Origin of the sequence: Streptomyces griseus, from assembly GCF_900460065.1 — a bacterium.
GTDB lineage: Bacteria > Actinomycetota > Actinomycetes > Streptomycetales > Streptomycetaceae > Streptomyces > Streptomyces griseus.
In genome coordinates this window covers 279,881-301,692 of record NZ_UAVD01000027.1, presented here as the reverse complement: position 1 = coordinate 301,692, position 21,812 = coordinate 279,881, and the positions used below count along the sequence as shown (strand labels likewise).

General features: G+C 68.1%; 37 protein-coding genes. 3 read left to right on the top strand and 34 right to left on the bottom strand.

Translation table 11 applies throughout. The features are described 5' to 3' along the window. The first annotated feature begins 47 nt into the window (after nucleotides 1-47). Nucleotides 48-899 carry a membrane protein gene (locus DTB53_RS17260; protein WP_012379457.1) on the top strand — a complete coding sequence of 284 codons (852 nt, stop codon included), beginning with the start codon at nucleotides 48-50 and terminating at the stop codon, nucleotides 897-899. A gap of 21 nt (nucleotides 900-920) precedes the next feature. Here DTB53_RS17260 and truA read toward each other — a convergent pair whose 3' ends face one another. The 31 genes from truA to rpsJ form a co-directional block, all read right to left on the bottom strand. Beyond that, nucleotides 921-1,775, bottom strand: coding sequence for a tRNA pseudouridine(38-40) synthase TruA (gene truA / locus DTB53_RS17255; protein ID WP_012379458.1), 855 nt, complete (start codon nucleotides 1,773-1,775; stop codon nucleotides 921-923). 90 nt (nucleotides 1,776-1,865) lie between these two features. After that, the gene (gene rplQ / locus DTB53_RS17250; protein ID WP_003966936.1) at nucleotides 1,866-2,393 is read right to left on the bottom strand and encodes a 50S ribosomal protein L17; all 528 of its coding nucleotides are present in this window, start codon (nucleotides 2,391-2,393) and stop codon (nucleotides 1,866-1,868) included. Between the two features lie 181 nt (nucleotides 2,394-2,574). Next, nucleotides 2,575-3,597: a DNA-directed RNA polymerase subunit alpha gene (locus DTB53_RS17245; RefSeq protein WP_003966937.1), complete on the bottom strand. Its 1,023-nt coding sequence runs from the start codon at nucleotides 3,595-3,597 to the stop codon at nucleotides 2,575-2,577. A 137-nt stretch (nucleotides 3,598-3,734) separates the two neighbouring features. Further along, entirely contained in the window at nucleotides 3,735-4,139 is a 405-nt protein-coding gene (gene rpsK, locus DTB53_RS17240) for a 30S ribosomal protein S11 (RefSeq protein ID WP_003956432.1), read from the bottom strand. Nucleotides 4,140-4,243: 104 nt separating this feature from the next. Further along, nucleotides 4,244-4,624 (bottom strand): 30S ribosomal protein S13, encoded by a 381-nt coding sequence (gene rpsM, locus DTB53_RS17235; protein ID WP_003966938.1) that lies wholly within the window; start codon nucleotides 4,622-4,624, stop codon nucleotides 4,244-4,246. 194 nt (nucleotides 4,625-4,818) lie between these two features. Beyond that, nucleotides 4,819-4,932, bottom strand: a complete 114-nt coding sequence (rpmJ, locus tag DTB53_RS17230; protein WP_003956441.1) for a 50S ribosomal protein L36 — start codon at nucleotides 4,930-4,932, stop codon at nucleotides 4,819-4,821. A 59-nt stretch (nucleotides 4,933-4,991) separates the two neighbouring features. Continuing rightward, complete coding sequence (gene infA, locus DTB53_RS17225) at nucleotides 4,992-5,213, bottom strand: translation initiation factor IF-1 (protein WP_003956442.1); 222 nt, start codon at nucleotides 5,211-5,213, stop codon at nucleotides 4,992-4,994. A 173-nt stretch (nucleotides 5,214-5,386) separates the two neighbouring features. Further along, entirely contained in the window at nucleotides 5,387-6,223 is an 837-nt protein-coding gene (map, locus tag DTB53_RS17220) for a type I methionyl aminopeptidase (protein WP_003966939.1), read from the bottom strand. A gap of 132 nt (nucleotides 6,224-6,355) precedes the next feature. Next, nucleotides 6,356-7,015 (bottom strand): adenylate kinase, encoded by a 660-nt coding sequence (locus DTB53_RS17215; RefSeq protein ID WP_012379459.1) that lies wholly within the window; start codon nucleotides 7,013-7,015, stop codon nucleotides 6,356-6,358. Beyond that, on the bottom strand, nucleotides 7,015-8,328 hold the full coding sequence (secY, locus tag DTB53_RS17210; RefSeq protein ID WP_003966941.1) for a preprotein translocase subunit SecY: 1,314 nt from the start codon (nucleotides 8,326-8,328) through the stop codon (nucleotides 7,015-7,017). The genes DTB53_RS17215 and secY overlap by 1 nt, the downstream gene beginning before the upstream one ends. A gap of 382 nt (nucleotides 8,329-8,710) precedes the next feature. Next, nucleotides 8,711-9,166, bottom strand: coding sequence for a 50S ribosomal protein L15 (gene rplO, locus DTB53_RS17205; protein ID WP_003966942.1), 456 nt, complete (start codon nucleotides 9,164-9,166; stop codon nucleotides 8,711-8,713). Between the two features lies 1 nt (nucleotide 9,167). Continuing rightward, nucleotides 9,168-9,350, bottom strand: a complete 183-nt coding sequence (rpmD, locus tag DTB53_RS17200) for a 50S ribosomal protein L30 (protein ID WP_003966943.1) — start codon at nucleotides 9,348-9,350, stop codon at nucleotides 9,168-9,170. Continuing rightward, a complete protein-coding gene (gene rpsE, locus DTB53_RS17195) occupies nucleotides 9,350-9,955 on the bottom strand; it encodes a 30S ribosomal protein S5 (RefSeq protein WP_003966944.1) in 606 nt (201 codons plus the stop codon). The genes rpmD and rpsE overlap by 1 nt, the downstream gene beginning before the upstream one ends. 47 nt (nucleotides 9,956-10,002) lie before the next feature. Continuing rightward, nucleotides 10,003-10,386, bottom strand: a complete 384-nt coding sequence (gene rplR, locus DTB53_RS17190; protein WP_003966945.1) for a 50S ribosomal protein L18 — start codon at nucleotides 10,384-10,386, stop codon at nucleotides 10,003-10,005. A 2-nt stretch (nucleotides 10,387-10,388) separates the two neighbouring features. After that, nucleotides 10,389-10,928, bottom strand: coding sequence for a 50S ribosomal protein L6 (gene rplF / locus DTB53_RS17185; protein WP_003966946.1), 540 nt, complete (start codon nucleotides 10,926-10,928; stop codon nucleotides 10,389-10,391). A 21-nt stretch (nucleotides 10,929-10,949) separates the two neighbouring features. Continuing rightward, on the bottom strand, nucleotides 10,950-11,348 hold the full coding sequence (gene rpsH / locus DTB53_RS17180; RefSeq protein ID WP_003966947.1) for a 30S ribosomal protein S8: 399 nt from the start codon (nucleotides 11,346-11,348) through the stop codon (nucleotides 10,950-10,952). A gap of 224 nt (nucleotides 11,349-11,572) precedes the next feature. Beyond that, entirely contained in the window at nucleotides 11,573-11,758 is a 186-nt protein-coding gene (locus tag DTB53_RS17170; RefSeq protein WP_003948630.1) for a type Z 30S ribosomal protein S14, read from the bottom strand. 2 nt (nucleotides 11,759-11,760) lie between these two features. Next, nucleotides 11,761-12,318: a 50S ribosomal protein L5 gene (gene rplE, locus DTB53_RS17165; RefSeq protein ID WP_003966948.1), complete on the bottom strand. Its 558-nt coding sequence runs from the start codon at nucleotides 12,316-12,318 to the stop codon at nucleotides 11,761-11,763. Then, nucleotides 12,318-12,641 (bottom strand): 50S ribosomal protein L24, encoded by a 324-nt coding sequence (gene rplX / locus DTB53_RS17160; protein WP_003966949.1) that lies wholly within the window; start codon nucleotides 12,639-12,641, stop codon nucleotides 12,318-12,320. The genes rplE and rplX overlap by 1 nt, the downstream gene beginning before the upstream one ends. A 2-nt stretch (nucleotides 12,642-12,643) precedes the next feature. Next, a complete protein-coding gene (gene rplN, locus DTB53_RS17155) occupies nucleotides 12,644-13,012 on the bottom strand; it encodes a 50S ribosomal protein L14 (RefSeq protein WP_003966950.1) in 369 nt (122 codons plus the stop codon). Nucleotides 13,013-13,119: 107 nt separating this feature from the next. After that, nucleotides 13,120-13,404, bottom strand: a complete 285-nt coding sequence (gene rpsQ, locus DTB53_RS17150; protein WP_003966951.1) for a 30S ribosomal protein S17 — start codon at nucleotides 13,402-13,404, stop codon at nucleotides 13,120-13,122. Further along, the gene (gene rpmC, locus DTB53_RS17145) at nucleotides 13,404-13,628 is read right to left on the bottom strand and encodes a 50S ribosomal protein L29 (protein ID WP_003966952.1); all 225 of its coding nucleotides are present in this window, start codon (nucleotides 13,626-13,628) and stop codon (nucleotides 13,404-13,406) included. The genes rpsQ and rpmC overlap by 1 nt, the downstream gene beginning before the upstream one ends. Further along, nucleotides 13,628-14,047 (bottom strand): 50S ribosomal protein L16, encoded by a 420-nt coding sequence (rplP, locus tag DTB53_RS17140; protein WP_003966953.1) that lies wholly within the window; start codon nucleotides 14,045-14,047, stop codon nucleotides 13,628-13,630. The genes rpmC and rplP overlap by 1 nt, the downstream gene beginning before the upstream one ends. Before the next feature lie 5 nt (nucleotides 14,048-14,052). Next, a complete protein-coding gene (gene rpsC, locus DTB53_RS17135) occupies nucleotides 14,053-14,883 on the bottom strand; it encodes a 30S ribosomal protein S3 (protein ID WP_003966954.1) in 831 nt (276 codons plus the stop codon). Then, complete coding sequence (gene rplV / locus DTB53_RS17130; protein WP_004571827.1) at nucleotides 14,883-15,230, bottom strand: 50S ribosomal protein L22; 348 nt, start codon at nucleotides 15,228-15,230, stop codon at nucleotides 14,883-14,885. The genes rpsC and rplV overlap by 1 nt, the downstream gene beginning before the upstream one ends. A gap of 43 nt (nucleotides 15,231-15,273) precedes the next feature. Beyond that, on the bottom strand, nucleotides 15,274-15,555 hold the full coding sequence (gene rpsS / locus DTB53_RS17125; RefSeq protein WP_003966956.1) for a 30S ribosomal protein S19: 282 nt from the start codon (nucleotides 15,553-15,555) through the stop codon (nucleotides 15,274-15,276). A gap of 12 nt (nucleotides 15,556-15,567) precedes the next feature. Continuing rightward, nucleotides 15,568-16,404 carry a 50S ribosomal protein L2 gene (gene rplB / locus DTB53_RS17120; protein ID WP_003966957.1) on the bottom strand — a complete coding sequence of 279 codons (837 nt, stop codon included), beginning with the start codon at nucleotides 16,402-16,404 and terminating at the stop codon, nucleotides 15,568-15,570. Between the two features lie 39 nt (nucleotides 16,405-16,443). Further along, nucleotides 16,444-16,767, bottom strand: a complete 324-nt coding sequence (rplW, locus tag DTB53_RS17115) for a 50S ribosomal protein L23 (protein ID WP_003966958.1) — start codon at nucleotides 16,765-16,767, stop codon at nucleotides 16,444-16,446. After that, entirely contained in the window at nucleotides 16,767-17,417 is a 651-nt protein-coding gene (rplD, locus tag DTB53_RS17110) for a 50S ribosomal protein L4 (RefSeq protein ID WP_003966959.1), read from the bottom strand. Before rplD ends, rplW begins: the two co-directional genes overlap by 1 nt. Before the next feature lie 4 nt (nucleotides 17,418-17,421). Then, nucleotides 17,422-18,066, bottom strand: a complete 645-nt coding sequence (rplC, locus tag DTB53_RS17105) for a 50S ribosomal protein L3 (RefSeq protein ID WP_003966960.1) — start codon at nucleotides 18,064-18,066, stop codon at nucleotides 17,422-17,424. 14 nt (nucleotides 18,067-18,080) lie between these two features. Continuing rightward, complete coding sequence (rpsJ, locus tag DTB53_RS17100) at nucleotides 18,081-18,389, bottom strand: 30S ribosomal protein S10 (protein WP_003948644.1); 309 nt, start codon at nucleotides 18,387-18,389, stop codon at nucleotides 18,081-18,083. A gap of 677 nt (nucleotides 18,390-19,066) precedes the next feature. On the opposite strand from rpsJ, the gene DTB53_RS17090 reads away from it, so the two are divergent. Together DTB53_RS17090 and DTB53_RS17085 are read left to right on the top strand one after the other, a co-directional pair. Next, on the top strand, nucleotides 19,067-19,267 hold the full coding sequence (locus DTB53_RS17090) for a hypothetical protein (RefSeq protein ID WP_012379460.1): 201 nt from the start codon (nucleotides 19,067-19,069) through the stop codon (nucleotides 19,265-19,267). 198 nt (nucleotides 19,268-19,465) lie between these two features. Further along, entirely contained in the window at nucleotides 19,466-20,191 is a 726-nt protein-coding gene (locus DTB53_RS17085) for a S1 family peptidase (RefSeq protein ID WP_003966962.1), read from the top strand. A gap of 93 nt (nucleotides 20,192-20,284) precedes the next feature. Here the strand turns inward: DTB53_RS17085 and DTB53_RS17080 are convergent, their stop codons facing one another. From DTB53_RS17080 to DTB53_RS17070, 3 genes are all read right to left on the bottom strand, one after another. Further along, nucleotides 20,285-20,887 carry a response regulator transcription factor gene (locus DTB53_RS17080; RefSeq protein WP_012379461.1) on the bottom strand — a complete coding sequence of 201 codons (603 nt, stop codon included), beginning with the start codon at nucleotides 20,885-20,887 and terminating at the stop codon, nucleotides 20,285-20,287. After that, on the bottom strand, nucleotides 20,856-21,119 hold the full coding sequence (locus DTB53_RS17075; protein ID WP_234345324.1) for a hypothetical protein: 264 nt from the start codon (nucleotides 21,117-21,119) through the stop codon (nucleotides 20,856-20,858). The genes DTB53_RS17080 and DTB53_RS17075 overlap by 32 nt, the downstream gene beginning before the upstream one ends. Nucleotides 21,120-21,310: 191 nt before the next feature. Continuing rightward, complete coding sequence (locus tag DTB53_RS17070) at nucleotides 21,311-21,811, bottom strand: hypothetical protein (RefSeq protein ID WP_003966965.1); 501 nt, start codon at nucleotides 21,809-21,811, stop codon at nucleotides 21,311-21,313. Nucleotide 21,812 lies beyond the last annotated feature (1 nt).

The following is a 21,812-nucleotide window of genomic DNA, read 5'->3' as shown; positions in this document are numbered from 1 at the left end:
GCGAACTCCCGGCCCAACCGGTTTACCGATAGCCCTAAACTGCGCGCATGAGCTTTGGGCAAGGGGGGGCCTCCTGGGGGCCCGGGGGCGACGGGACTCCGGACTGGGCGGCGCTGGCGGAGGAATCCGCGGCGCGCGCCCGCCGGAAGAAGCTGATGATGATCGGCGGTGGCGCGCTGGCCACCGTGGCGATCGGCGCGATCGTGACCACGGCCGTGGTCACGTCGAACGGCGGCGGCGCCGGCAAGGGCGACAGGAACGCGAGCCGACTGCCCGCCCCCGCCGACCTCCCCGAGGACACCTCCGCGCCCGCGCCCTCGTTCTCCTCGGTCGCACCGCCTCCCCCGCCGGACCCCAAGGACTACATATCCAGCGCCGACAAGGACAAGGCGCCCGTCACCGTCGACGGGTTCTTCCCCGGCAAGAAGCTCACCATGGGCGACCGCGTCCACCTCAAGGGCGCGACGGACACCACCGCGAAGTGCGCGACGGGCACCCAGGGCGCGCTCGGCACGGTCCTCGCGAACAACGGCTGCGAGCAGCTCATCCGGGCCACCTACCGCAAGGACGGGGTGGCGGTCACCGTCGGCGTCGCCGTCTTCTCGACGGAGGCCCGCGCGAAGAAGGCCGTCGACCAGTCCTCGGGCGGCCTCGCCTCCCTCAGCGGCGGCGGTGTCGACACCTTCTGCCGGGGCGGCACGGTCTGCCTGCGCACCGCCAACTCCTACGGTCGCTACGCCTACTTCACCGTCGGCGGGTTCGTGAACGGCAAGCGGGTCACCACCGCCGACGAGAACGTCTACGCGGTCAACAAGGACCTGACGAACTTCACCTTCCGTCAGATCCACCGCCGGGGACAGCTCCAGGCCTCCCAGGCCGCGGCCGAGCCCAACGGCTGACCCGACGCCCGGGGCCGGGACTCAGCAGCAGCCCGCTCCCGGCAGCGTCCGCACGTTCCGCGCCTCCGCGGCACGGGCGGCCAGCAACGCGTCGGCCGGGTAGGCGACTTCCTCCAGCGTCAGCCCGTGCGGGCGCACGACGTGCACCCCCGGGTCGCGCACCTTCGCGGCGAGCACCTCGGCGGGCCAGGCGGCCGGACGGCGGCCGTCGCCGACGAACAGCGCCGCCCCGATCAACGCCCGCACCATGTTGTGGCAGAACGCGTCCGCCTGCACGGTCGCGGTGAGGACTCCGGTCGCCGGGTCCCGTACCCACCTCAGCTTCTGGAGCGTACGGATGGTCGTCGCGCCCTCGCGCTTCTTGCAGTACGCGGCGAAGTCGTGCTCGCCGACCATGAGCGCGGCGGCCTCGTTCATCGCGTCCAGGTCCAACGGCCGGTCGTGCCACAGCACATGACCCCGGGTCAGCGGATCGACGCCCCCGGGCCGGTCTCCCACCCGGTACGCGTACCGCCGCCACAGCGCGGAGAACCGGGCGTTGAACCCTGCCGGGGCCGGGGCCGCCCGCCAGATCCGCACGTCCAGCGGCAGCCGGCCCGCCAGCCGCCTCAGCAGCTTCTCCTCGTGCTCCGCCCAGACCGCCTCCGGCAGGTCCACATGGGCCACCTGGCCGCGTGCGTGCACCCCGGCGTCCGTGCGGCCCGCCACCGTCAGGTCGTACGTCACCGACGAGCGGGTCACGGTCCGCAGCGCGTCCTCGATCTCGCCCTGCACCGTGCGCCGGCTGGTCTGCTTCGCCCAGCCGGAGAAATCCTTGCCGTCGTAGGACAGGTCCAGTCGTACCCGTACGAAACCGGGCTCGGCCTGGTCACTCACCGTGTCTCCCTCTCCACACCCCTGGTCAGCGAAACGGGCCCGCACCGCCCCGAAGGGTGGTGCGGGCCCGTCCCGTGGTCCTCAGAACGCTCAGGCGTCCTTGCCCTTGTCGTCGGCCGCTTCCGCGGCGGGCGCGTCCTCGGCCGGCTTGGCGTCCTCGACGGACTCGGCCGCGGGGGCCTCGTCCTTCTTGAGGGCGTCTTCCTTGACCGCACGCTTCGTCGCGGCCTCGGCCTCACCGGTGGCCTGCTGGGCCACGGTCAGCGCCTCGACCAGCTCGATGACCGCCATCGGGGCGTTGTCGCCACGACGGTTGCCGATCTTGGTGATACGGGTGTAACCACCGGGGCGGTTCTCGTACCGGGGAGCGATCTCGGTGAAGAGCGTGTGGACGACGCTCTTGTCCGTGATCGTCTGGAGCACCAGGCGACGGTTGTGGATGTCGCCCTTCTTCGCCTTGGTGACGAGGCGCTCGGCGACCGGACGCAGGCGGCGGGCCTTGGCCTCGGTCGTCGTGATGCGGCCGTGCTCGAACAGCGACTTCGCCAGGTTGGCGAGGAGCAGCTTCTCGTGCGCGGCGCTGCCGCCCAGACGGGCACCCTTTGCGGGACGCGGCATGGTGATTCTCCTTGTGTGCTGCACCGGCCGTATCAGGTACCGATGTCAGTTCCCGCGAGGCGGACGCCTCCCGGAAGTCATGGCTGCCGGGCGGCGATCAAGCCCGCCCGGCGTTTGAGGACAGAGCCTCAGCCCCGGCCCGGGGCACCCGCGAAACCGGGCACCCCAGCCGGGAGGCGACTCAGTACTGCTCGGTCTCCACGAAACCGGCGTCCGCGTCGTCGTCGGCGCCGAAGGCGTCGGCGGCGGCGGTCGGGTCGAAGCCGGGAGGCGAGTCCTTGAGCGCGAGGCCCATACCGGCCAGCTTCGCCTTGACCTCGTCGATCGACTTGGCGCCGAAGTTGCGGATGTCGAGCAGGTCCGCCTCGGAGCGGGCCACGAGCTCACCCACGGAGTGGATGCCCTCGCGCTTGAGGCAGTTGTACGAACGGACCGTGAGCTCCAGCTCCTCGATCGGCAGGGCCAGATCGGCGGCGAGAGCGGCGTCCGTCGGGGACGGGCCCATGTCGATGCCCTCGGCGTCGATGTTGAGCTCGCGCGCCAGACCGAACAGCTCGACCAGGGTCTTGCCGGCCGACGCCATGGCGTCACGGGGACGCATGGCCTGCTTGGTCTCGACGTCGACGATCAGCTTGTCGAAGTCGGTGCGCTGCTCGACACGGGTCGCCTCGACCTTGTACGTGACCTTGAGCACCGGCGAGTAGATGGAGTCGACCGGGATGCGGCCGATCTCCTGGCCGACCTGCTTGTTCTGGACGGCGGAGACGTAGCCGCGACCGCGCTCGACGGTCAGCTCCATCTCCAGCTTGCCCTTGCCGTTGAGCGTGGCGAGAACGAGGTCGGGGTTGTGCACCTCGACACCGGCCGGGGGCGCGATGTCGGCGGCGGTGACCAGACCCGGGCCCTGCTTGCGCAGGTACATCACGACCGGCTCGTCGTGCTCCGAGGAGACGACCAGCTGCTTGATGTTGAGGATGAGGTCGGTGACGTCCTCCTTGACGCCCGGCACGGTGGTGAACTCGTGCAGGACACCGTCGATCCGGATGCTGGTGACAGCCGCACCGGGGATCGAGGAGAGGAGCGTACGGCGGAGGGAGTTGCCGAGGGTGTAACCGAAGCCCGGCTCCAGCGGCTCGATCACGAACCGGGAGCGGAACTCGTCGACGACCTCTTCGGTCAGCGACGGACGCTGAGCGATAAGCATGCGGTGATCCTTCAGTCGTGGGCACCCACTATTTGATGCCCGACAGATGTAACAAGGGTACGGGCGGTACGCCCCGTAAGAGGCGTACCGCCCGGACCCGGCGCTACTGACGCACGGCCGTCACCGGCCGCTGCGGGTCAGACGCGGCGACGCTTCGGCGGACGGCAGCCGTTGTGCGGCGTCGGGGTGACGTCCTGGATCGAACCGACCTCCAGGCCGGTGGCCTGGAGCGAACGGATCGCGGTCTCACGGCCGGAGCCGGGACCCTTGACGAAGACGTCCACCTTGCGCATGCCGTGCTCCTGCGCGCGGCGGGCGGCCGACTCGGCGGCCATCTGCGCGGCGAAGGGGGTGGACTTGCGCGAGCCCTTGAAGCCGACGTGGCCGGCGGAGGCCCAGGAGATCACGTTGCCCGAGGGGTCCGTGATCGAGACGATGGTGTTGTTGAACGTGCTCTTGATGTGCGCGTGGCCGTGAGCGACGTTCTTCTTTTCCTTGCGACGCACCTTCTTGGCTGCGCCCTGACGACCCTTGGGGGGCATGTCTTGACTCCAGATGGAGAGGGGAGGTGATCGGTCCTACAGCGAAGACCGCTGGTTGCTGCGGATTCCGGAGAGCCGGAGCTCCGCAGTGCGTCCGCTGAGGACTACTTCTTGCCCGGCTTCTTCTTACCGGCGATGGCGCGACGCGGGCCCTTGCGGGTACGGGCGTTCGTGCTGGTGCGCTGACCGTGGACCGGCAGGCCACGACGGTGGCGGATGCCCTGGTAGCAGCCGATCTCGACCTTGCGGCGGATGTTCGCCTGGACCTCACGGCGGAGGTCACCCTCGGTGCGGAGGTTGGCGTCCACGTGCTCGCGGATCTTGACGAGGTCTTCCTCGGCCAGGTCGCGAACGCGGGTGTTCGGGTTCACGCCGGTGGAGGCGAGGATCTCCTTGGACCGGGTGCGCCCGATACCGAAGACGTAGGTGAGGGCAACCTCCACGCGCTTTTCGCGCGGGATGTCAACACCTGAAACGCGTGCCATTCAATGGCTCCAGTTGTTAGATCGGGGGTCTTCCGCAGTGCCACTCCCGGCCGCCGACCGCTCACGAGGAGCAGTGGTACGTCCGGGTCCCCGGCCCCCGCCGGAGGTGTCGTCAGCCGTGGCTTGGACGGGTACTGCGTATGTACGTATTACGTGCGTCGCGCGAAGAACTGCGAGATGCAGGCGGTCGTGCGTCAGCCCTGGCGCTGCTTGTGGCGCAGGTTGTCGCAGATGACCATGACCCGACCGTGACGGCGGATCACCTTGCACTTGTCGCAGATCTTCTTGACGCTCGGCTTGACCTTCATGGGATGTCAGGTTCTCCGGGTCAGTGCCATCACCCGCCGAAACGGGGTGCCGGCAAGATCTACTTGTAGCGGTAGACGATCCGGCCACGCGTCAGGTCGTACGGAGAGAGCTCCACCACAACCCGGTCATCGGGGAGGATTCGGATGTAGTGCATCCGCATCTTGCCGCTGATGTGCGCCAGGACCTTGTGACCGTTCTGGAGCTCCACCTTGAACATTGCGTTCGGGAGGGACTCGATCACGGTGCCCTCAATCTCGATGGCACCTTGCTTCTTGGCCACGCTTCGCCTTTCGAATCGGCTACCTTGATCGACTCCTGCTTCTCCGTGTGCTGATATGCGGGCACACGGATGCACGAGAGCCGACGAGTCAGTCTACGTCAGCGGACTCCAAAAGACGAATCCGTCAAGTTTGCCCAGCCGGAGTGATCCTTAGACCTCCCCGGGGGGTCACATCACCCGAGAGGGTCGGGCGCCGCCTCCACGCCGTACTCCGCGAGCTTCGCCCGGCCGCAGTCCGGGGCGGTCAGCACCAGCGGGCCCTGCTCGGTCAGCGCGATGGAGTGCTCCCAGTGCGAGGACCAGGTGCCGTCCGTCGTGATGACCGTCCAGTCGTCGGCGAGGGTCTCCGTCCGCGCCGTGCCGAGGGAGACCATGGGCTCGATCGCCAGGCAGACGCCGGGCACCAGCTTGATGCCCTTGCCGCGCTTGCGGGAGACGTAGTTCAGCAGGTGCGGGTCCATGTGCATCTCGGTGCCGATGCCGTGGCCGCCGAAGTCCTCGATGATCCCGTACTTGCCGGTCGCCGGGCGGGGCTGGCGGCGGATGAAGGACTCGATCGCCCGGGAGATGTCGACCAGGCGGTTGTTCACCTTCATGGCGGCGATCCCGGCCCACATGGACTCCTCGGTCACCCGGGAGAGCTCGACCAGCTCCGGAGCGTGACCGGTGCCCACGAAGGCGGTGTAGGCCGCGTCGCCGTGCCAGCCGTCGACGATCGCGCCGGCGTCGATCGAGATGATGTCGCCGTCCTTCAGCACCGTCTTCTCGTCCGGGATGCCGTGGACGACGACCTCGTTGACCGAGGTGCAGATGGTCGCGGGGAACCCGCCGTACCCCAGGAAGTTCGACGTGGCGCCGTGGTCGGCGATCACCTTGCGGGCGACCTGGTCCAGGTCGTGCGTGGTGGCCCCGGGAACGGCCGCCTCACGGGTGGCGGCGTGAATGGCAGCGACCACCAGGCCCGCCTCGCGCATCTTCGCGATCTGCTCGGGGGTCTTGATCTGCACCATTGCTCGGCGCCTCTCTGCATCGACGGTGACGGGTACGGCTCGGCGTGTTCAACGATACGGGCGCAAGCAGTCGGCCGCGGCGCCCTGGGGCGCCGCGGCCGGCTTGCACTACGGGTGGTGCGGTGGTGACGCTCAGCCCTCGTCCGAGGCCTTCAGCGCCTCCATGGCGCGGGCGGTCACGTCCGCGACCTTGCCCAGCGCGGAGATGGTCACCACCAGGCCCTGGGCCCGGTAGTAGTCGATGATCGGCTCGGTCTGCGTGTGGTAGACCTCCAGCCGGGTACGGACCGTCTCCTCGCTGTCGTCGTCCCGCTGGTACAGCTCGCCGCCGCAGGCGTCGCAGACGCCCTCGGCCTTCGGCGGGTTGTACGTCAGGTGGAAGACGTGCGCGCTGTTGTTGCGGCAGACGCGGCGACCCGCGATCCGCTTCACGACCTCGTCCTCGGGGACTTCCAGGTCGAGTACCGCGTCGAGCTTCACGCCCTCGTCCTTGAGCATCACGTCAAGGGCTTCGGCCTGTCCGACGTTCCGCGGGAAACCGTCCAGCAGGAAGCCGCCGGCGGCGTCCGCCTGGGCCATACGGTCCTTGGCCATCCCGATGGTGACCTCGTCCGGCACCAGCTGTCCCGCGTCCATGTAGGCGCGGGCCTGCTTGCCAAGGTCGGTGCCCTGGCTGATGTTGGCGCGGAAGAGGTCGCCCGTGGCGATGTGCGGAATCGAGAGGTTCTGAGCAAGGTACGCAGCCTGCGTTCCCTTGCCGGCACCCGGAGGCCCGACGAGGACGATTCGCATCAGCGGAGGAACCCTTCGTAATTGCGCTGCTGGAGCTGACTCTCGATCTGCTTCACGGTTTCCAGACCCACACCCACGATGATGAGGATGCTCGTCCCGCCGAAGGGGAAGTTCTGGTTAGCCCCGCCGAAGCCTGCCAACGCCATCGTCGGCACCAGAGCGATCAGGCCCAGATACAGCGAGCCCGGCCAAGTGATCCTGTTGAGCACGTAGCTCAGGTACTCGGCAGTAGGTCGACCTGCCCGGATACCCGGGATGAAGCCACCATACTTCTTCATGTTGTCCGCGACTTCGTCGGGGTTGAACGAAATGGCCACATAGAAGAACGCGAAGAACACGATGAGTACGAAGTACGTCGCGATGTAGTACGGGTGGTCACCGGTCACGAAGTTGTCCTGGATCCAGGTCGCCCAGCCCGCTTGGGAGTTGGAGAACTGGACGATCAGCGCCGGGATGTAGAGCAGCGACGAGGCGAAGATGACCGGAATCACACCCGCCTGGTTCACCTTGAGCGGGATGTACGTGGACGTACCGCCGTAGGAACGGCGCCCGATCATGCGCTTCGCGTACTGCACCGGGATGCGGCGCTGGGCCTGCTCGACGAAGACGACGAGGGCGACCATCACGAAGCCGATGAGGATGACCGTGCCGAACTCGATCCAGCCGTCGGCCAGCTTGCCGCTCTCCTTGATGGCCCACAGGGCGCCGGGGAACGTGGCCGCGATCGAGATGAACATGAGGATCGACATGCCGTTGCCGATGCCGCGGTCGGTGATCAGCTCACCGAGCCACATGACGGCGGCCGTACCGGCGGTCATCGTGAGGACCATGATGATCGTCGTGAAGATCGACTTGTCCGCAACGATCTGGCTGCCCACGGAGCAGTTCTGGAAGAGCGCACCGCTGCGGGCGGTGGCGACCAGGCCGGTGCCCTGGAGGATGGCCAGCGCCACCGTCAGATAACGCGTGTACTGCGTGATCTTCGCCGTGCCGGACTGCCCCTCCTTCTTCAGGGCTTCCAGGCGCGGGATCACGACGGTCAGCAGCTGGAGAATGATGCTCGCCGTGATGTACGGCATGATGCCGAGCGCGAAGATGGTGATCTGCAACAGGGCGCCACCGCTGAACATCTGCATCAGACCGAGGAGACCACCCGAGTCGGCCTGGTCGATGCACTGCTGCACCTTCGAGTAGTCGACGCCGGGGGCCGGGATGTGCGCCCCGAGCCGGTAGATCACGATGATGCCGAGCGTGAAGAGCAGCTTCTTGCGCAGGTCGGGCGTCTTGAACGCTCGGGCGAACGCGGTGAACACGGTGCCTCCTGCGACCCCCGCGCTATGCGTCAGAGGCGACGGGTCTGGATGGGACTGGATGGGATCGGATACAAGGCAGCCCTACATCGTAAGGAGGCCACAAAAGATTAACGGCGCCACCCTACCCGGCCCAGGACTGAGCGGGAAACACGCGCCGCACACAGGTGCACCGCACGCTTCCCGACCCGCGCCGCGAAAGACCGGCCAAGCCGCACCATTTGGGACGTGAACGCCCCTCCGCTCCCCCACCGCCGGTGCGGTGGACACCCGTTCAACCTTTCCCGAGCCTTTACGGTTCCCGTACAGCGGCACAAACACAGAAAAGCCTGGCCGGCCACCTCCGAAGAGGCAGCCGGCCAGGCTCCGTTCTGTGTCCCGCGGCTCAGACGAGCTCGGTGACCGTACCGCCGGCGGCGGTGATCTTCTCCTTGGCGGAGCCGGAGACGGCGTCAACCGAAACCTGCAGTGCCACGGAGATCTCGCCCTGTCCGAGGACCTTGACGAGGTGGTTGTTGCGCACGGCGCCCTTGGCGACCAGGTCGGCCACCGTGACCTCTCCACCCTCGGGGTAGAGCGTCGCGAGCTTGTCCAGGTTCACGACCTGGTACTCCGTGCGGAACGGGTTCTTGAAGCCCTTGAGCTTCGGGAGACGCATGTGGAGGGGCATCTGGCCACCCTCGAAGCGCTCCGGAACCTGGTAACGAGCCTTCGTACCCTTGGTACCACGGCCTGCGGTCTTACCCTTGGACGCCTCACCACGACCCACACGGGTCTTGGCGGTCTTGGCGCCCGGGGCAGGCCGGAGGTTGTGGGCCTTCAGCGGGCTGTTCTCCGCCATGTCAGTCAACCTCCTCAACCGTCACGAGGTGGCGGACGGTGTGCACCATTCCGCGGAACTCGGGGCGGTCCTCCTTGACAACCGAGTCGTTCAGGCGCTTGAGCCCGAGCGAACGCAGGGTGTCGCGGTGGTTCTGCTTGCTGCCGATGTACGACTTCGTCTGCGTGATCTTGAGGCGAGCCATTACGCACCCGCTCCCGCACGCGCACGGAGCAGAGCCGCGGGGGCGACGTCCTCGAGGGGCAGACCGCGGCGGGCCGCGATCTCCTCGGGACGCTGCAGGCCCTGGAGGGCCGCCACGGTCGCGTGCACGATGTTGATCGCGTTGGACGAGCCAAGCGACTTCGACAGGATGTCGTGAACGCCGGCGCACTCGAGCACGGCACGCACCGGGCCACCGGCGATAACACCGGTACCGGGGGAAGCCGGCTTGAGCAGGACGACGCCCGCAGCCTTCTCGCCCGTGATCGGGTGAGGGATGGTGCCCTGGATGCGCGGGACCTTGAAGAAGTTCTTCTTGGCCTCTTCGACACCCTTGGCGATGGCCGCGGGAACTTCCTTGGCCTTGCCGTATCCGACACCGACGGTGCCGTCACCATCGCCCACCACGACCAGCGCGGTGAAGCTGAAGCGACGACCACCCTTCACAACCTTGGCGACGCGGTTGATCGCGACGACGCGCTCGACGTACGCGGTCTTCTCGGCGGCGCTGGCGCCACCGTCACGGCCCTTCCGGTCCCGCCGCTCGCCGCCACCGGCACCGCTTCCGCGGCGCTGGGGTCCAGCCATTGGAATTACCTCTCTCTGTTACGTCCGCTGTGCGTAGGAACCGGGGCTTAGAACTTCAGCCCGGCTTCACGGGCGGCGTCAGCCAGAGCGGCAATCCGCCCGGCGTACTGGTTACCACCGCGGTCAAACACGACGGCCTCGACGCCTGCGGCCTTGGCGCGCTCGGCGACCAGGGCGCCGACCTGCTGGGCCTGGGCGCTCTTGTCGCCCTCGCCACCACGGATCGAGGTGTCCAGGGTCGACGCCGACGCGAGCGTGTGGCCCGCGATGTCGTCGATGACCTGGGCCACGATGTGGCGGTTGGAACGCGTCACGACCAGACGGGGACGCTCCGGCGAACCCGACAGGTGCTTGCGGACGCGGATGTGGCGCCGCTTGCGAGCAGCGCGCTTGTACGCGTCGCCCTTGGCGATCTTCACACCGTATGCCATGGCTACTTACCAGCCTTTCCGACCTTGCGGCGGATGACCTCGCCCGCGTACTTGACGCCCTTGGCCTTGTACGGGTCGGGCTTCCGCAGCTTGCGGATGTTGGCGGCCACCTCGCCGACCTTCTGCTTGTCGATGCCCTCGACGCTGAGCTTCGTGGGCGACTCGACCTTGAAGGTGATGCCTTCCGGCGCCTCGATGAGGATCGGGTGGCTGTAGCCCAGGGCGAACTCCAGGTTGGAGCCCTTCGCCTGGACGCGGTAACCGACACCGCTGATCTCGAGCGCCTTGGAGTAACCCGCGGTCACGCCGGTGATCATGTTCGCCACCAGCGTGCGGGACAGGCCGTGGAGGGCCTTGTTCTGACGCTCGTCGTTCGGGCGGGTGACGTTGAGAACGCCGTCCTCGCCCTTGGAGACCTCGATCGGCGCGGCGACGGTGTGCGTGAGGGAACCCTTGGGGCCCTTCACGGCGACCGTACGGCCATCGATGGTGACGTCCACACCGGCGGGAACCTGGATGGGGAGCTTGCCGATTCGCGACATGAGCTTTCCTTCCTTTCCCGACTACCAGACGTAGGCGAGGACTTCCCCACCTACGCCCTTCTTGCCTGCCTGCTGGCCGGTCAGGAGACCGTGGGACGTGGAGATGATCGCCACGCCCAGGCCGCCGAGGACCTTCGGCAGGTTGGTGGACTTTGCGTAAACACGCAGACCCGGCTTCGAGATGCGCTTGATGCCGGCGATCGAACGCTCGCGGTTCGGGCCGAACTTCAGCTCCAGGACGAGGTTCTTGCCGACCTCGGCGTCCTCGACCTTCCAGCCGGTGATGAAGCCCTCCTGCTGGAGGATCTCCGCGATGTGCGACTTGATCTTGCTGTGCGGCATCACGACGGAGTCGTGGTACGCCGAGTTCGCGTTACGCAGACGCGTGAGCATGTCTGCGATGGGATCAGTCATGGTCATGAATTGGCCTTCGGCCTCTCTCGCCGGGGTTTCCTGTATGCGCCATCCCTCTCCCCACTCAGTGGCGGGACGGGTGCGGTGCGGGGACCTACGGCGTAGTAAGTCGGTCGTGGGCGGCAGGCGCCCAACCCTTCAAGCCTACGGCATGAAAGGAGGGGCTCCTGCCGACCCAGATGCTTACCGAGAGCTTCCGGAACTTCCCTTTGCCCGAGGGCAGAGGGGAGTTACCAGGAGCTCTTGGTCACGCCCGGCAGCTCGCCACGGTGAGCCATCTCACGAAGGCACACGCGGCACAGGCCGAACTTGCGGTAGACGGAGTGGGGCCGGCCGCAGCGCTGGCAGCGGGTGTACCCGCGGACGCCGAACTTCGGCTTACGGGCGGCCTTAGCGATCAGAGCCTTCTTCGCCACGGTCAGTTCTCCTTGAACGGGAAGCCGAGGTGACGAAGGAGGGCACGACCCTCGTCGTCGTTGGTCGCCGTGGTGACCACGGTGATGTCCATGCCCCGGACCCGGTCGATCTTGTCCTGGTCGATCTCGTGGAACATGACCTGCTCCGTGAGACCGAAGGTGTAGTTGCCACGGCCGTCGAACTGCTTCGGCGACAGGCCACGGAAGTCACGGATACGCGGCAGCGCGAGCGACAGCGTACGGTCCAGGAACTCCCACATCCGGTCACCGCGGAGGGTGACGTGGCAGCCGATCGGCTGGCCCTCGCGCAGCTTGAACTGCGCGATGGACTTGCGGGCCTTCGTGACGGCCGGCTTCTGGCCGGTGATCGTGGTGAGGTCCTTGACGGCACCGTCGATCAGCTTGGAGTCGCGGGCGGCGTCGCCCACACCCATGTTGACCACGATCTTGACCAGACCGGGAACCTGCATGACGTTCTCGTACGAGAACTCCTCACGCAGCTTGCCGGCGATTTCCTCGCGGTAGCGCGTCTTGAGACGCGGCGCAGTGGTGGCAGTCATCAGATGTCCTCACCGGTCCGCTTGGCAACGCGGATCTTGTTGCCCTCGTCGTCAAAGCGGTAGCCGACGCGGGTGACAACCTTGTTGCCGTCCTTCTCCACAACCAGCTGAACATTGCTGACGTGGATCGGGGCCTCGGTGGTGACAATGCCACCCGTCTGCGAACCGCGAGCCGTCTGACCGGCCTTGGTGTGCTTCTTGACCCGGTTGACACCCTCGACGAGGACGCGGTCCTGAGCGGGGTAGGCCACGATGACCTTGCCCTGCTTGCCCTTGTCCTTACCGGTGATGACCTGGACCAGGTCGCCCTTCTTGATCTTCATGCTTACAGCACCTCCGGCGCGAGCGAGATGATCTTCATGAACTTCTTCTCGCGCAGCTCCCGGCCCACCGGGCCGAAGATGCGGGTGCCGCGGGGGTCGCCGTCGTTCTTCAGAATGACGGCGGCGTTCTCGTCGAAGCGGATGTACGAGCCATCCTGACGACGACGCTCCTTGACGGTGCGAACGATGACGGCCTTGACGACGTCACCCTTCTTCACGTTGCCACCGGGGATCGCGTCCTTGACGGTGGCGACGATGACGTCACCGATACCCGCGTAGCGGCGACCCGAGCCACCGAGAACACGAATGGTGAGAATTTCCTTCGCACCCGTGTTGTCGGCGACGCGCAGTCGCGACTCCTGCTGGATCACGTCTATCTCCTGATCGTCTGCCGGTTCCCGGCGGGTGCCTCTCCGCTACCGGAGAGGCACCCCACCGAGCCTGGCGGAACTGACCCGAGGGGAGAATCCCTCAGGAATTACTTGGCCTTCTCGAGGATCTCGACGATGCGCCAGCGCTTCGAGGCGGACAGCGGACGCGTCTCCATGATGAGGACGCGGTCGCCGACGCCGGCGGAGTTCTGCTCGTCGTGGGCCTTGAGCTTGTTCGTACGGCGGATGACCTTGCCGTACAGCGCGTGCTTCACACGGTCCTCGACAGCGACGACGACGGTCTTGTCCATCTTGTCGCTGACGACCAGACCCTCACGGGTCTTGCGGAAACCGCGGTCGGTGTTCGTCTCAGTCACAGTCTTCTCGCTCATCAGGCGCTCTCCACCGTCTCGATGCCCAGCTCGCGCTCACGCATCAGGGTGTAGATCCGGGCGATGTCCTTACGGACGGACTTGAGCCGGCCGTGGTTCTCGAGCTGGCCCGTCGCCGCCTGGAAGCGGAGGTTGAACAGCTCTTCCTTGGCTTCGCGGAGCTTGTTGAGGAGCTCCTCGTCGCCCAGCTCGCGCAGCTCGGACGCCTTGGTACCGGCCGACATCACGACTCACCTGCCTCGCGCCGAACGATCCGGCACTTCATCGGAAGCTTGTGAGCAGCGCGGGTGAGCGCCTCACGAGCAATCTTCTCGTTCGGGTAGGACAGCTCGAACATCACCCGACCGGGCTTGACGTTCGCGATCCACCACTCGGGAGAACCCTTACCGGAACCCATGCGGGTCTCGGCGGGCTTCTTCGTCAGGGGACGGTCCGGGTAGATGTTGATCCAGACCTTGCCGCCACGCTTGATGTGACGGGTCATCGCGATACGAGCGGACTCGATCTGACGGTTCGTCACGTACGCCGGGGTCAGCGCCTGGATGCCGTACTCGCCGAACGCAACCTGCGTGCCACCCTTGGACATACCGCTGCGCTTCGGGTGGTGCTGCTTGCGGTGCTTGACCCTACGGGGGATCAGCATTTCGGTCAGGCCTCCGTTCCGGTGCTCTCAGCAGCCGGAGCAGCGGCGGCGTCGGCCTTGGGGGCCTCGGCTGCCGGCGACTGCTGCGGCTTACGGCCGCGACCGCCACGCTCGCCACCACGGCCACCGCGGCCGGCCGGGCGGTCAGCGCCGCCACGAGCCGGACGGTTGCCGGCGCGGGCCGCGGCGTTCTCGGCGCGAACCTCGGCGATGTTCTTGACGTCGCCCTTGTAGATCCAGACCTTCACGCCGATGCGGCCGAAGGTCGTCTTGGCCTCGAAGAAGCCGTAGTCGACGTTCGCGCGGAGCGTGTGCAGGGGCACACGGCCCTCGCGGTAGAACTCCGAGCGGGACATCTCGGCGCCGCCGAGGCGACCGCCGCACTGGATCTTGATGCCCTTGGCGCCGGCCTTCATCGAGGACTGCATGCTCTTGCGCATGGCCCGACGGAAGGAGACGCGGGAGGAGAGCTGCTCGGCGACGGCCTGGGCCACCAGCTGAGCGTCCACCTCGGGGTTCTTGACCTCGAGGATGTTCAGCTGGACCTGCTTGCCGGTCAGCTTCTCCAGCTCGCCGCGGATGCGATCGGCCTCGGCGCCGCGGCGACCGATGACGATGCCCGGGCGGGCGGTGTGGATGTCAACGCGGACGCGGTCGCGGGTGCGCTCGATCTCGACCTTCGAGATGCCGGCCCGCTCCATGCCCTTCGTCATCATGCGACGAATGGCGACGTCTTCCTTGACGTAGTCCTTGTACAGCTTGTCGGCGTACCAGCGGGACTTGAAGTCCGTGGTGATGCCGAGCCGGAACCCGTGCGGGTTTACCTTCTGGCCCATTACCGGGTTCCTTCCTTGCTGCTGACGACCACGGTGATGTGGCTGGTCCGCTTACGGATCCGGTAGGCACGGCCCTGGGCACGCGGACGGAACCGCTTCAGGGTCGGACCCTCGTCCACGTACGCCTCGCTGATGACCAGCGAAGAGGCGTCGGTGTGGTCGTAGTTGTGTGCGGCGTTGGCGATGGCGCTGTCCAGCACCTTGCCAACCGGCACGCTCGCGGCCTGCGGGGCGAAACGCAGGACCGCCTGAGCCTCCGTGGCATCCATGCCACGGATGAGGTCCACCACGCGGCGGGCCTTCATGGGCGTGACGCGGATGTACCGCGCCTGGGCCCTGGCTTCCATGGTTGTCCCTTCGGTGTAAGTCATAGTCGTTTCCACCCCGCGCTTAGCGGCGCTTCGACTTCCGGTCGTCCTTGACGTGGCCGCGGAAGGTGCGAGTCGGCGAGAACTCGCCGAGCTTGTGGCCGACCATCGACTCGGTGACGAACACCGGGACGTGGATCTTGCCGTTGTGCACCGCGATGGTGTGACCCAGCATGGCCGGGACGATCATCGAGCGACGGGACCAGGTCTTGATGACGTTCTTGGTGCCTGCCTCGTTCTGTACGTCCACCTTCTTGATGAGGTGTCCGTCGACGAAGGGCCCCTTCTTGAGACTGCGCGGCATCTAAACCCGCTCCTAGCGCTTCTTGTTCGTCTTGCGGCGGCGGACGATGTACTTGTTGCTCGCCTTCTTGGGAGAACGCGTACGACCCTCCTTCTGACCCCACGGCGAGACCGGGTGACGACCACCGGAGGTCTTGCCTTCACCACCACCGTGCGGGTGGTCAACCGGGTTCATCGCGACACCGCGGACGGTCGGGCGGACGCCCTTCCAGCGCATGCGGCCGGCCTTGCCCCAGTTGATGTTCGACTGCTCGGCGTTGCCGACCTCGCCGATCGTCGCGCGGCAGCGCGCGTCGACCAGGCGGATCTCACCCGACGGCATACGAAGGTGGGCCATGGTGCCCTCCTTCGCCAGCAGCTGCACGGAGGCACCCGCGGAACGGGCGAACTTCGCGCCGCCGCCGGGCCGCAGCTCGATGGCGTGGATGGTCGTACCGACCGGGATGTTGCGCAGCGCCAGGTTGTTGCCGGGCTTGATGTCGGCGGTCGGACCGTTCTCGACACGGTCACCCTGCGACAGGCCACGGGGAGCGACGATGTAACGCTTCTCGCCGTCCGCGTAGTGCAGCAGCGCGATGCGCGCGGTGCGGTTCGGGTCGTACTCGATGTGCGCGACCTTGGCCGGCACGCCGTCCTTGTCGTGACGACGGAAGTCGATCACGCGGTAGGCGCGCTTGTGGCCACCACCCTGGTGGCGAACGGTCACACGACCGGCGTTGTTACGGCCGCCCTTGCTGTGCAGGGGGCGGACCAGCGACTTCTCCGGCGTGGACCGCGTGATCTCGACAAAGTCGGCGACGCTGGAGCCACGACGGCCCGGGGTCGTCGGCTTGTACTTGCGGATACCCATTTCTCAGTCCTCGTCCGATTCCGGACGACACGGCCTCCGTTAGGAGGTCGGGCCGCCGAAGATGTCGATACGGTCGCCCTCGGCGAGGGTCACGATGGCGCGCTTCGTGTCGGCGCGCTTGCCGAAACCGGTGCGGGTGCGCTTGCGCTTGCCCTGCCGGTTGATCGTGTTGACCCCGGTGACCTTGACCGAGAAGACCGCCTCGACGGCCTGCTTGATCTGGGTCTTGTTGGAGCCGGGCGCGACGATGAACGTGTACTTGTTCTCGTCGAGCAGCGCGTAGCTCTTCTCGGAGACCACGGGCTTGACGAGAACGTCACGCGGGTCCGAGTACGTCTTGCTGGTAACGGTCGCCTCGCTCATCAGGCGTCGCTCCCTTCGGTCTCAGCGGTCTGGGGGCCAGACACGAAGGACTCGAAAGCGGCCTGGGTGAAGACCACGTCGTCAGAGACGATCACGTCGTACGTGTTGAGCTGGCCCGGCTCCAGGATGTGCACCTGGGGCAGGTTGCGCGCGGACAGCCACGCGGCCTCGTCGGCGCGGTCGACGACCAGGAGCAGGTTCTGGCGCTCCGAGATCTTGCCGAGCAGCGTCTTGGCGGCCTTCGTGGAGGCGGCACCCTCGACCACGCCGGTGACGACGTGGATACGGGAGTGACGGGCCCGGTCCGAGAGGGCTCCGCGCAGGGCGGCGGCCTTCATCTTCTTCGGGGTCCGCTGCGAGTAGTCACGCGGCTGCGGGCCGTGGACGACGCCACCACCGGCGAACTGCGGGGCGCGGGTCGAACCCTGGCGGGCGCGGCCGGTGCCCTTCTGACGGTAAGGCTTCTTGCCGCCACCGCGGACTTCGCCGCGGCGCTTGGTCTTGTGCGTGCCCTGACGGGCAGCCGCCAGCTGAGCGACAACGACCTGGTGGATCAGCGGAACGCTGGTCTTCGCGTCGAAGATCTCCGCGGGGAGGTCGACGGTACCGGCCTTGTCGCCTGCCGGCGAAAGGATGTCAATGGTGCTCATTACCTCAAGCCCCCTTGGCCGCGGTACGGACCAGGACGAGGCCGCCGTTCGGACCGGGGACCGCGCCCTTGATGAGGAGCAGACCCTTCTCCGCGTCAACCGCGTGGATGGTCAGGTTCTGGGTGGTGACGCGCTCGTTACCCATGCGGCCCGCCATGCGCATGCCCTTGAAGACACGCCCAGGGGTGGCGCAGCCACCGATGGAACCGGGGGAACGGTGCTTGCGCTGGGTGCCGTGCCCGGCGCCGAGGCCCTTGAAGTTGTGACGCTTCATGACACCGGCGAAGCCCTTGCCCTTGCTCTTGCCCGTGACGTCGACCTTGACGCCGGACTCGAACACCTCGGCAGTGACCTCCTGGCCCAGCGTGTACTCGCTGGCGTCAGGGGTGCGGAGCTCCACCAGGTGGCGGCGCGGGGTGACGTCGGCCTTGGCGAAGTGACCCTTGAGGGGCTTGTTCACCTTGCGCGGGTCGATCTCGCCGAAGGCGATCTGGACCGCTTCGTAGCCGTCGCTGTCGTTGGTGCGAACCTGCGTCACGACGCACGGACCGGCCTTGACGACGGTCACCGGGACGACCCGGTTGTTCTCGTCCCAGACCTGGGTCATGCCGAGCTTCTCGCCCAGGACGCCCTTGATGTTCTTGCTCATCTCGGCCCGTCCCTTCAGAGCTTGATCTCGATGTCGACGCCCGCCGGGAGGTCGAGGCGCATCAGCGAGTCAACCGTCTTCGGCGTGGGGTCGAGGATGTCGATGAGGCGCTTGTGGGTGCGCATCTCGAAGTGCTCGCGAGAGTCCTTGTACTTGTGCGGCGACTTGATGACGCAGTACACGTTCTTCTCAGTGGGCAGCGGCACCGGGCCCGCGACCGACGCACCAGTGCGGGTCACCGTCTCGACGATCTTCTTCGCCGAGGAGTCGATGACCTCGTGGTCGTAGGCCTTGAGCCGGATGCGGATCTTCTGTCCCGCCATGGCTACTAGTAGTCCTGTCTCTCTGTTTAACGCTCTGGAACCCGGGGGTTCTCTGGACTCCCCCTCCGACCCACGCGGTCGGGCGTGTCGCATCCCCTCTACGAAAATCTCCCGAGGGAGATCCCAACCAAGGGGGTGCGGACCCTGAGGCCGCGGAACCGGGGGCGGAACACCCACCGGGTGCCTGGCCGGCGCCCTGCGTTGCTTCCCGAAAGATTCCCGTACGTCCGGCCCTGGGGGCCGACGAGTACTGTGGGACTCGCTTCCGGTCCTCCCGGCGGGAGGCGCGCAGCATTGACACTCAACCGAGCAACCTGGTCAGTGTGCCATACGGGGCGCGGGCCTGGCCAATCGAGTCGGGAATCCTACCCCGCGCGAGCGAGTGCTCAAACGCGGGCGCGCGTCCGGCGGCGCCGACACCCCAGCGGACCTGCCGGAACCCCCCGTACGGCCCCCTGGCGGAATCCCGCCGGGCCGGCTCCCGCGCGGACGCGGCGCGGGTGGCCGCACCCCCGAACCTCCTCCGGGGCAGCGCGGCCCGACGGCTCCACGAGCGGCACGGGTGCGCCCGGGAGCGAGGACCCGGACGACGTCTTCCCGGTGCGCGAGCCCGGGCCCGACCGCGCAACCCTTCCGCCCCGTTCCCCGTCCACGTGTACGCGGCCGGGCACCATGCCGTGCACCACTGGACCCAGGACGCCCCGGACACGGACGTCACCGCCCGTACTCAGCTCACCGACTTCCCCGTACCGGCGCACGCGCCCGGCGCGCCTGCCGCGCCCGACGGGTCCGTGGAGCTGTACTACCGGCCGGCCGCGCGGGAGCGGCTCGTCGCCGTGCGGGCCGGGCGCGCACCCGCGCCGCGCTTCGGCGGGTAGCCGTCGTGGGGTTCGGGCCGGACGCGGCGCCCTGGGTGTGGCGTCCGTAGCGGCGGCCACGCCCGGCCCAACTCCGGGCCCATAAAGCCGTGTTATGCCCAAACGTTAGTACCCCGGCCTCGTCGCGCTCCGGCACCCTGTTGCCCACCATCCCCCACGGACACGCACACCCCAGCGTGTCGCGCGAAACGAGGAATCATGCGTATATCCAGGCTCGTGCCCGCTGCCGCCGCCGCAGCGGCCTGTGTCATCGCCCTCTTCGCACCGTCCGCCTCGGCCGCTCCCGAGGCACCGCTCCAGGACTCCCCGCCCCCGACCACCCAGATCATCGGCGGCGGCCAGGCGACCAACGCCCCCTGGGCCGCCCGCCTCTTCTCGAACGGCAGGGAGACCTGTTCGGCCACGATCATCGCGCCGACCTGGATCCTCACCGCCAAGCACTGCGTCACCGGCGGCGGCCTGTCGTTCCGGATCGGCAGCCTCGACCAGCACAGCGGCGGTGTCGTCGCGAACGGCGCCCAGACCTACACCCACAGCTCGGACCTGGCGCTGGTGCGCCTGGACCGGTCCGTGCAGGCGACCTACTCCCGCCTCGGCTCGCCCGGCTCGGTCAGCGTCGGTCAGAGCGTGCAGGTCTGGGGCTGGGGCGCCACCTCGCAGTGCGGCTCCGAGGCCAACTGCCAGTCCCGCTACCTGAAGGTCGCCAACGTGACGGTCACCGGCGGCTGCGGTGACGCGTACGGCGGCTCGGCGATCTGCGCCCGCCGCGGCAACGGCATCACGGCCGGCGGCGACTCCGGCGGCCCGATGACGGCGAACGGCATCCAGGTCGGCGTGGCCTCCACCAGCGACCGGCAGACCACGACCGCGTACACGAACGTCACCGCGTACCGGTCCTGGATCCAGTCGATCGCGGGCGTCTGACCGACCCCACCGCCCGGGACGGCGGGGACCTGATCGACCCGCCGTCCCGTGAACCGTAGGGCCCCTACCTCACCGCCCTGAGGTACCGGGGCCCTACACCCATCCCTGGTCCCTGGCTATGCGCACGGCGTCGACGAGGGTCCGGGCGTGGAGCTTGCCGACCGCGGACGAGAGCCGGTTGCGGACGGTCCCCACGCTGAGGAACAGCTCGGCGGCGATCTCCCGGGAGTGCGCCCCGTCGGCGGCCAGCCGGAGGGCCTCGGCCTCCTTGTCGGTGAGCGGGCCGGCGCCGGCCCGCTCCTCCCCGCGCATCCGGGGGTCGATGACCCGGCCGCCCGCGGCGATCCGCCGGATGGCGTCGGCCGTCCGCGCCGGAGTGGTGCTCTTGAGGAGATACCCGGCGGCCCCGGCGGCCAGGGCCCGGCGCAGATGCCCCGGGCGGTCGAGCGCGGTGAGCATCAGGACCCGGCAGGCGGGCAGCCGTTCGGCGAGCCCGGCGGCGACCGCGATGCCGTCCGCCCCGGGCAGATCGATGTCGAGCAGCACGACGTCCGGGCCGAGCCGCTGCGCCTCGGCGAGCGCGGCCGGGCCGTCCGCGGCCTGGCCGACCACCTCGATGCCCAGCTCGGTCGTCAGGAGCGCCGTCAGTCCGGACCGCACCACGTCATGGTCGTCGACCACCAGCACCTTGATCACGGACCCGATTGTCGCAGGCCGCCCGGGACCGCCGGGCGGCCTCGGCCGCCGTCGCACCCCGGCGCACCAGCCGGACCGCGACGACGGAGCCGATCATCGCCGGCAGGAACAGCACCAGCATCCGGGGGCCCGCGAGCACCGAGGTCCCGAGCGCCGCCGCGTACACCGCCGCCGCCAGCGCCCGGACCACCGCGACCTCGATCCCCGCCGCCGTCGCCGGCCTCCGCGTCACCGCGTTCCGCCCCTGTTTCCGCGCCTGTTTCCGCACCTGCCGATCCGATCACGTCGGGACGGGGCGGAAGGAGTGACATCTTCACGTGGTCGAACGCACCTTGAGGTGGTCGAACGCACCGCACCCCGGCACGGGCCTCAAGGCCGTGCCGGGGTGCGGGCGAGGCCGCGCGGCGGGCGCGGCCGGGTGCGTCAGCGACGCCGTTCGCGTCGGAGCGGCACCACGGGCCACACCGCGGGCGACAGGAACGCGAAAGCGGCCGTCGCACCGGCCAGGACCAGGGAGGGGGCCCCGGTCAGGTGGTCGCCGAGGGCGGACAGCAGCCGGGCGGGACGGTCGCCCTCGATGAGGACGCCCACCGCCAGGGTCGGCAGGCCGACGGCGACGACGGTCGCCGCGAGCACCGCCAGCAGCGCGCCCAGCCGTGCCGCGGGACCGGTGGGCCGCAGGTCGCGGTCGGGTCCGACGAGCACGGGCGTGAGGCTGCGCGAAGCGACCGGGCGGATCACGACGAGCCCGGCGTAGAGCGCGTACTGCCACCAGGCGACGTGCTCGGTGAACTGCTCGGCGAGGCCGATGCCCCTGACGGCCGCGGCGCTGGTGTTCACCACCCACACGATCCAGGCGGTGACGGCCGCGTGGGCCACCCGGTTGGCGAGCCGCGCGCCGCGCGCCTCTTCGGTCGTGTCCATG

What these genes read in the sequence shown, in the direction of transcription:
- DTB53_RS17260 (WP_012379457.1), top strand. Translation starts at nt 48, where the DNA reads ATGAGCTTTGGGCAAGGGGGGGCCTCCTGGGGGCCCGGGGGCGACGGG.
- rplQ (WP_003966936.1), bottom strand. Translation starts at nt 2,393, where the DNA reads ATGCCGCGTCCCGCAAAGGGTGCCCGTCTGGGCGGCAGCGCCGCGCAC.
- DTB53_RS17245 (WP_003966937.1), bottom strand. Translation starts at nt 3,597, where the DNA reads ATGCTTATCGCTCAGCGTCCGTCGCTGACCGAAGAGGTCGTCGACGAG.
- rpsK (WP_003956432.1), bottom strand. Translation starts at nt 4,139, where the DNA reads ATGCCCCCCAAGGGTCGTCAGGGCGCAGCCAAGAAGGTGCGTCGCAAG.
- rpsM (WP_003966938.1), bottom strand. Translation starts at nt 4,624, where the DNA reads ATGGCACGCGTTTCAGGTGTTGACATCCCGCGCGAAAAGCGCGTGGAG.
- rpmJ (WP_003956441.1), bottom strand. Translation starts at nt 4,932, where the DNA reads ATGAAGGTCAAGCCGAGCGTCAAGAAGATCTGCGACAAGTGCAAGGTG.
- map (WP_003966939.1), bottom strand. Translation starts at nt 6,223, where the DNA reads ATGGTGCAGATCAAGACCCCCGAGCAGATCGCGAAGATGCGCGAGGCG.
- DTB53_RS17215 (WP_012379459.1), bottom strand. Translation starts at nt 7,015, where the DNA reads ATGCGAATCGTCCTCGTCGGGCCTCCGGGTGCCGGCAAGGGAACGCAG.
- rplO (WP_003966942.1), bottom strand. Translation starts at nt 9,166, where the DNA reads ATGGCGGAGAACAGCCCGCTGAAGGCCCACAACCTCCGGCCTGCCCCG.
- rpmD (WP_003966943.1), bottom strand. Translation starts at nt 9,350, where the DNA reads ATGGCTCGCCTCAAGATCACGCAGACGAAGTCGTACATCGGCAGCAAG.
- rpsE (WP_003966944.1), bottom strand. Translation starts at nt 9,955, where the DNA reads ATGGCTGGACCCCAGCGCCGCGGAAGCGGTGCCGGTGGCGGCGAGCGG.
- rplR (WP_003966945.1), bottom strand. Translation starts at nt 10,386, where the DNA reads ATGGCATACGGTGTGAAGATCGCCAAGGGCGACGCGTACAAGCGCGCT.
- rplF (WP_003966946.1), bottom strand. Translation starts at nt 10,928, where the DNA reads ATGTCGCGAATCGGCAAGCTCCCCATCCAGGTTCCCGCCGGTGTGGAC.
- rpsH (WP_003966947.1), bottom strand. Translation starts at nt 11,348, where the DNA reads ATGACCATGACTGATCCCATCGCAGACATGCTCACGCGTCTGCGTAAC.
- rplE (WP_003966948.1), bottom strand. Translation starts at nt 12,318, where the DNA reads ATGACTGCCACCACTGCGCCGCGTCTCAAGACGCGCTACCGCGAGGAA.
- rplX (WP_003966949.1), bottom strand. Translation starts at nt 12,641, where the DNA reads ATGAAGATCAAGAAGGGCGACCTGGTCCAGGTCATCACCGGTAAGGAC.
- rpsQ (WP_003966951.1), bottom strand. Translation starts at nt 13,404, where the DNA reads ATGAGCGAGAAGACTGTGACTGAGACGAACACCGACCGCGGTTTCCGC.
- rpmC (WP_003966952.1), bottom strand. Translation starts at nt 13,628, where the DNA reads ATGTCGGCCGGTACCAAGGCGTCCGAGCTGCGCGAGCTGGGCGACGAG.
- rplP (WP_003966953.1), bottom strand. Translation starts at nt 14,047, where the DNA reads ATGCTGATCCCCCGTAGGGTCAAGCACCGCAAGCAGCACCACCCGAAG.
- rpsC (WP_003966954.1), bottom strand. Translation starts at nt 14,883, where the DNA reads ATGGGCCAGAAGGTAAACCCGCACGGGTTCCGGCTCGGCATCACCACG.
- rplV (WP_004571827.1), bottom strand. Translation starts at nt 15,230, where the DNA reads ATGGAAGCCAGGGCCCAGGCGCGGTACATCCGCGTCACGCCCATGAAG.
- rpsS (WP_003966956.1), bottom strand. Translation starts at nt 15,555, where the DNA reads ATGCCGCGCAGTCTCAAGAAGGGGCCCTTCGTCGACGGACACCTCATC.
- rplB (WP_003966957.1), bottom strand. Translation starts at nt 16,404, where the DNA reads ATGGGTATCCGCAAGTACAAGCCGACGACCCCGGGCCGTCGTGGCTCC.
- rplW (WP_003966958.1), bottom strand. Translation starts at nt 16,767, where the DNA reads ATGAGCGAGGCGACCGTTACCAGCAAGACGTACTCGGACCCGCGTGAC.
- rplD (WP_003966959.1), bottom strand. Translation starts at nt 17,417, where the DNA reads ATGAGCACCATTGACATCCTTTCGCCGGCAGGCGACAAGGCCGGTACC.
- rplC (WP_003966960.1), bottom strand. Translation starts at nt 18,066, where the DNA reads ATGAGCAAGAACATCAAGGGCGTCCTGGGCGAGAAGCTCGGCATGACC.
- rpsJ (WP_003948644.1), bottom strand. Translation starts at nt 18,389, where the DNA reads ATGGCGGGACAGAAGATCCGCATCCGGCTCAAGGCCTACGACCACGAG.
- DTB53_RS17085 (WP_003966962.1), top strand. Translation starts at nt 19,466, where the DNA reads ATGCGTATATCCAGGCTCGTGCCCGCTGCCGCCGCCGCAGCGGCCTGT.
- DTB53_RS17070 (WP_003966965.1), bottom strand. Translation starts at nt 21,811, where the DNA reads ATGGACACGACCGAAGAGGCGCGCGGCGCGCGGCTCGCCAACCGGGTG.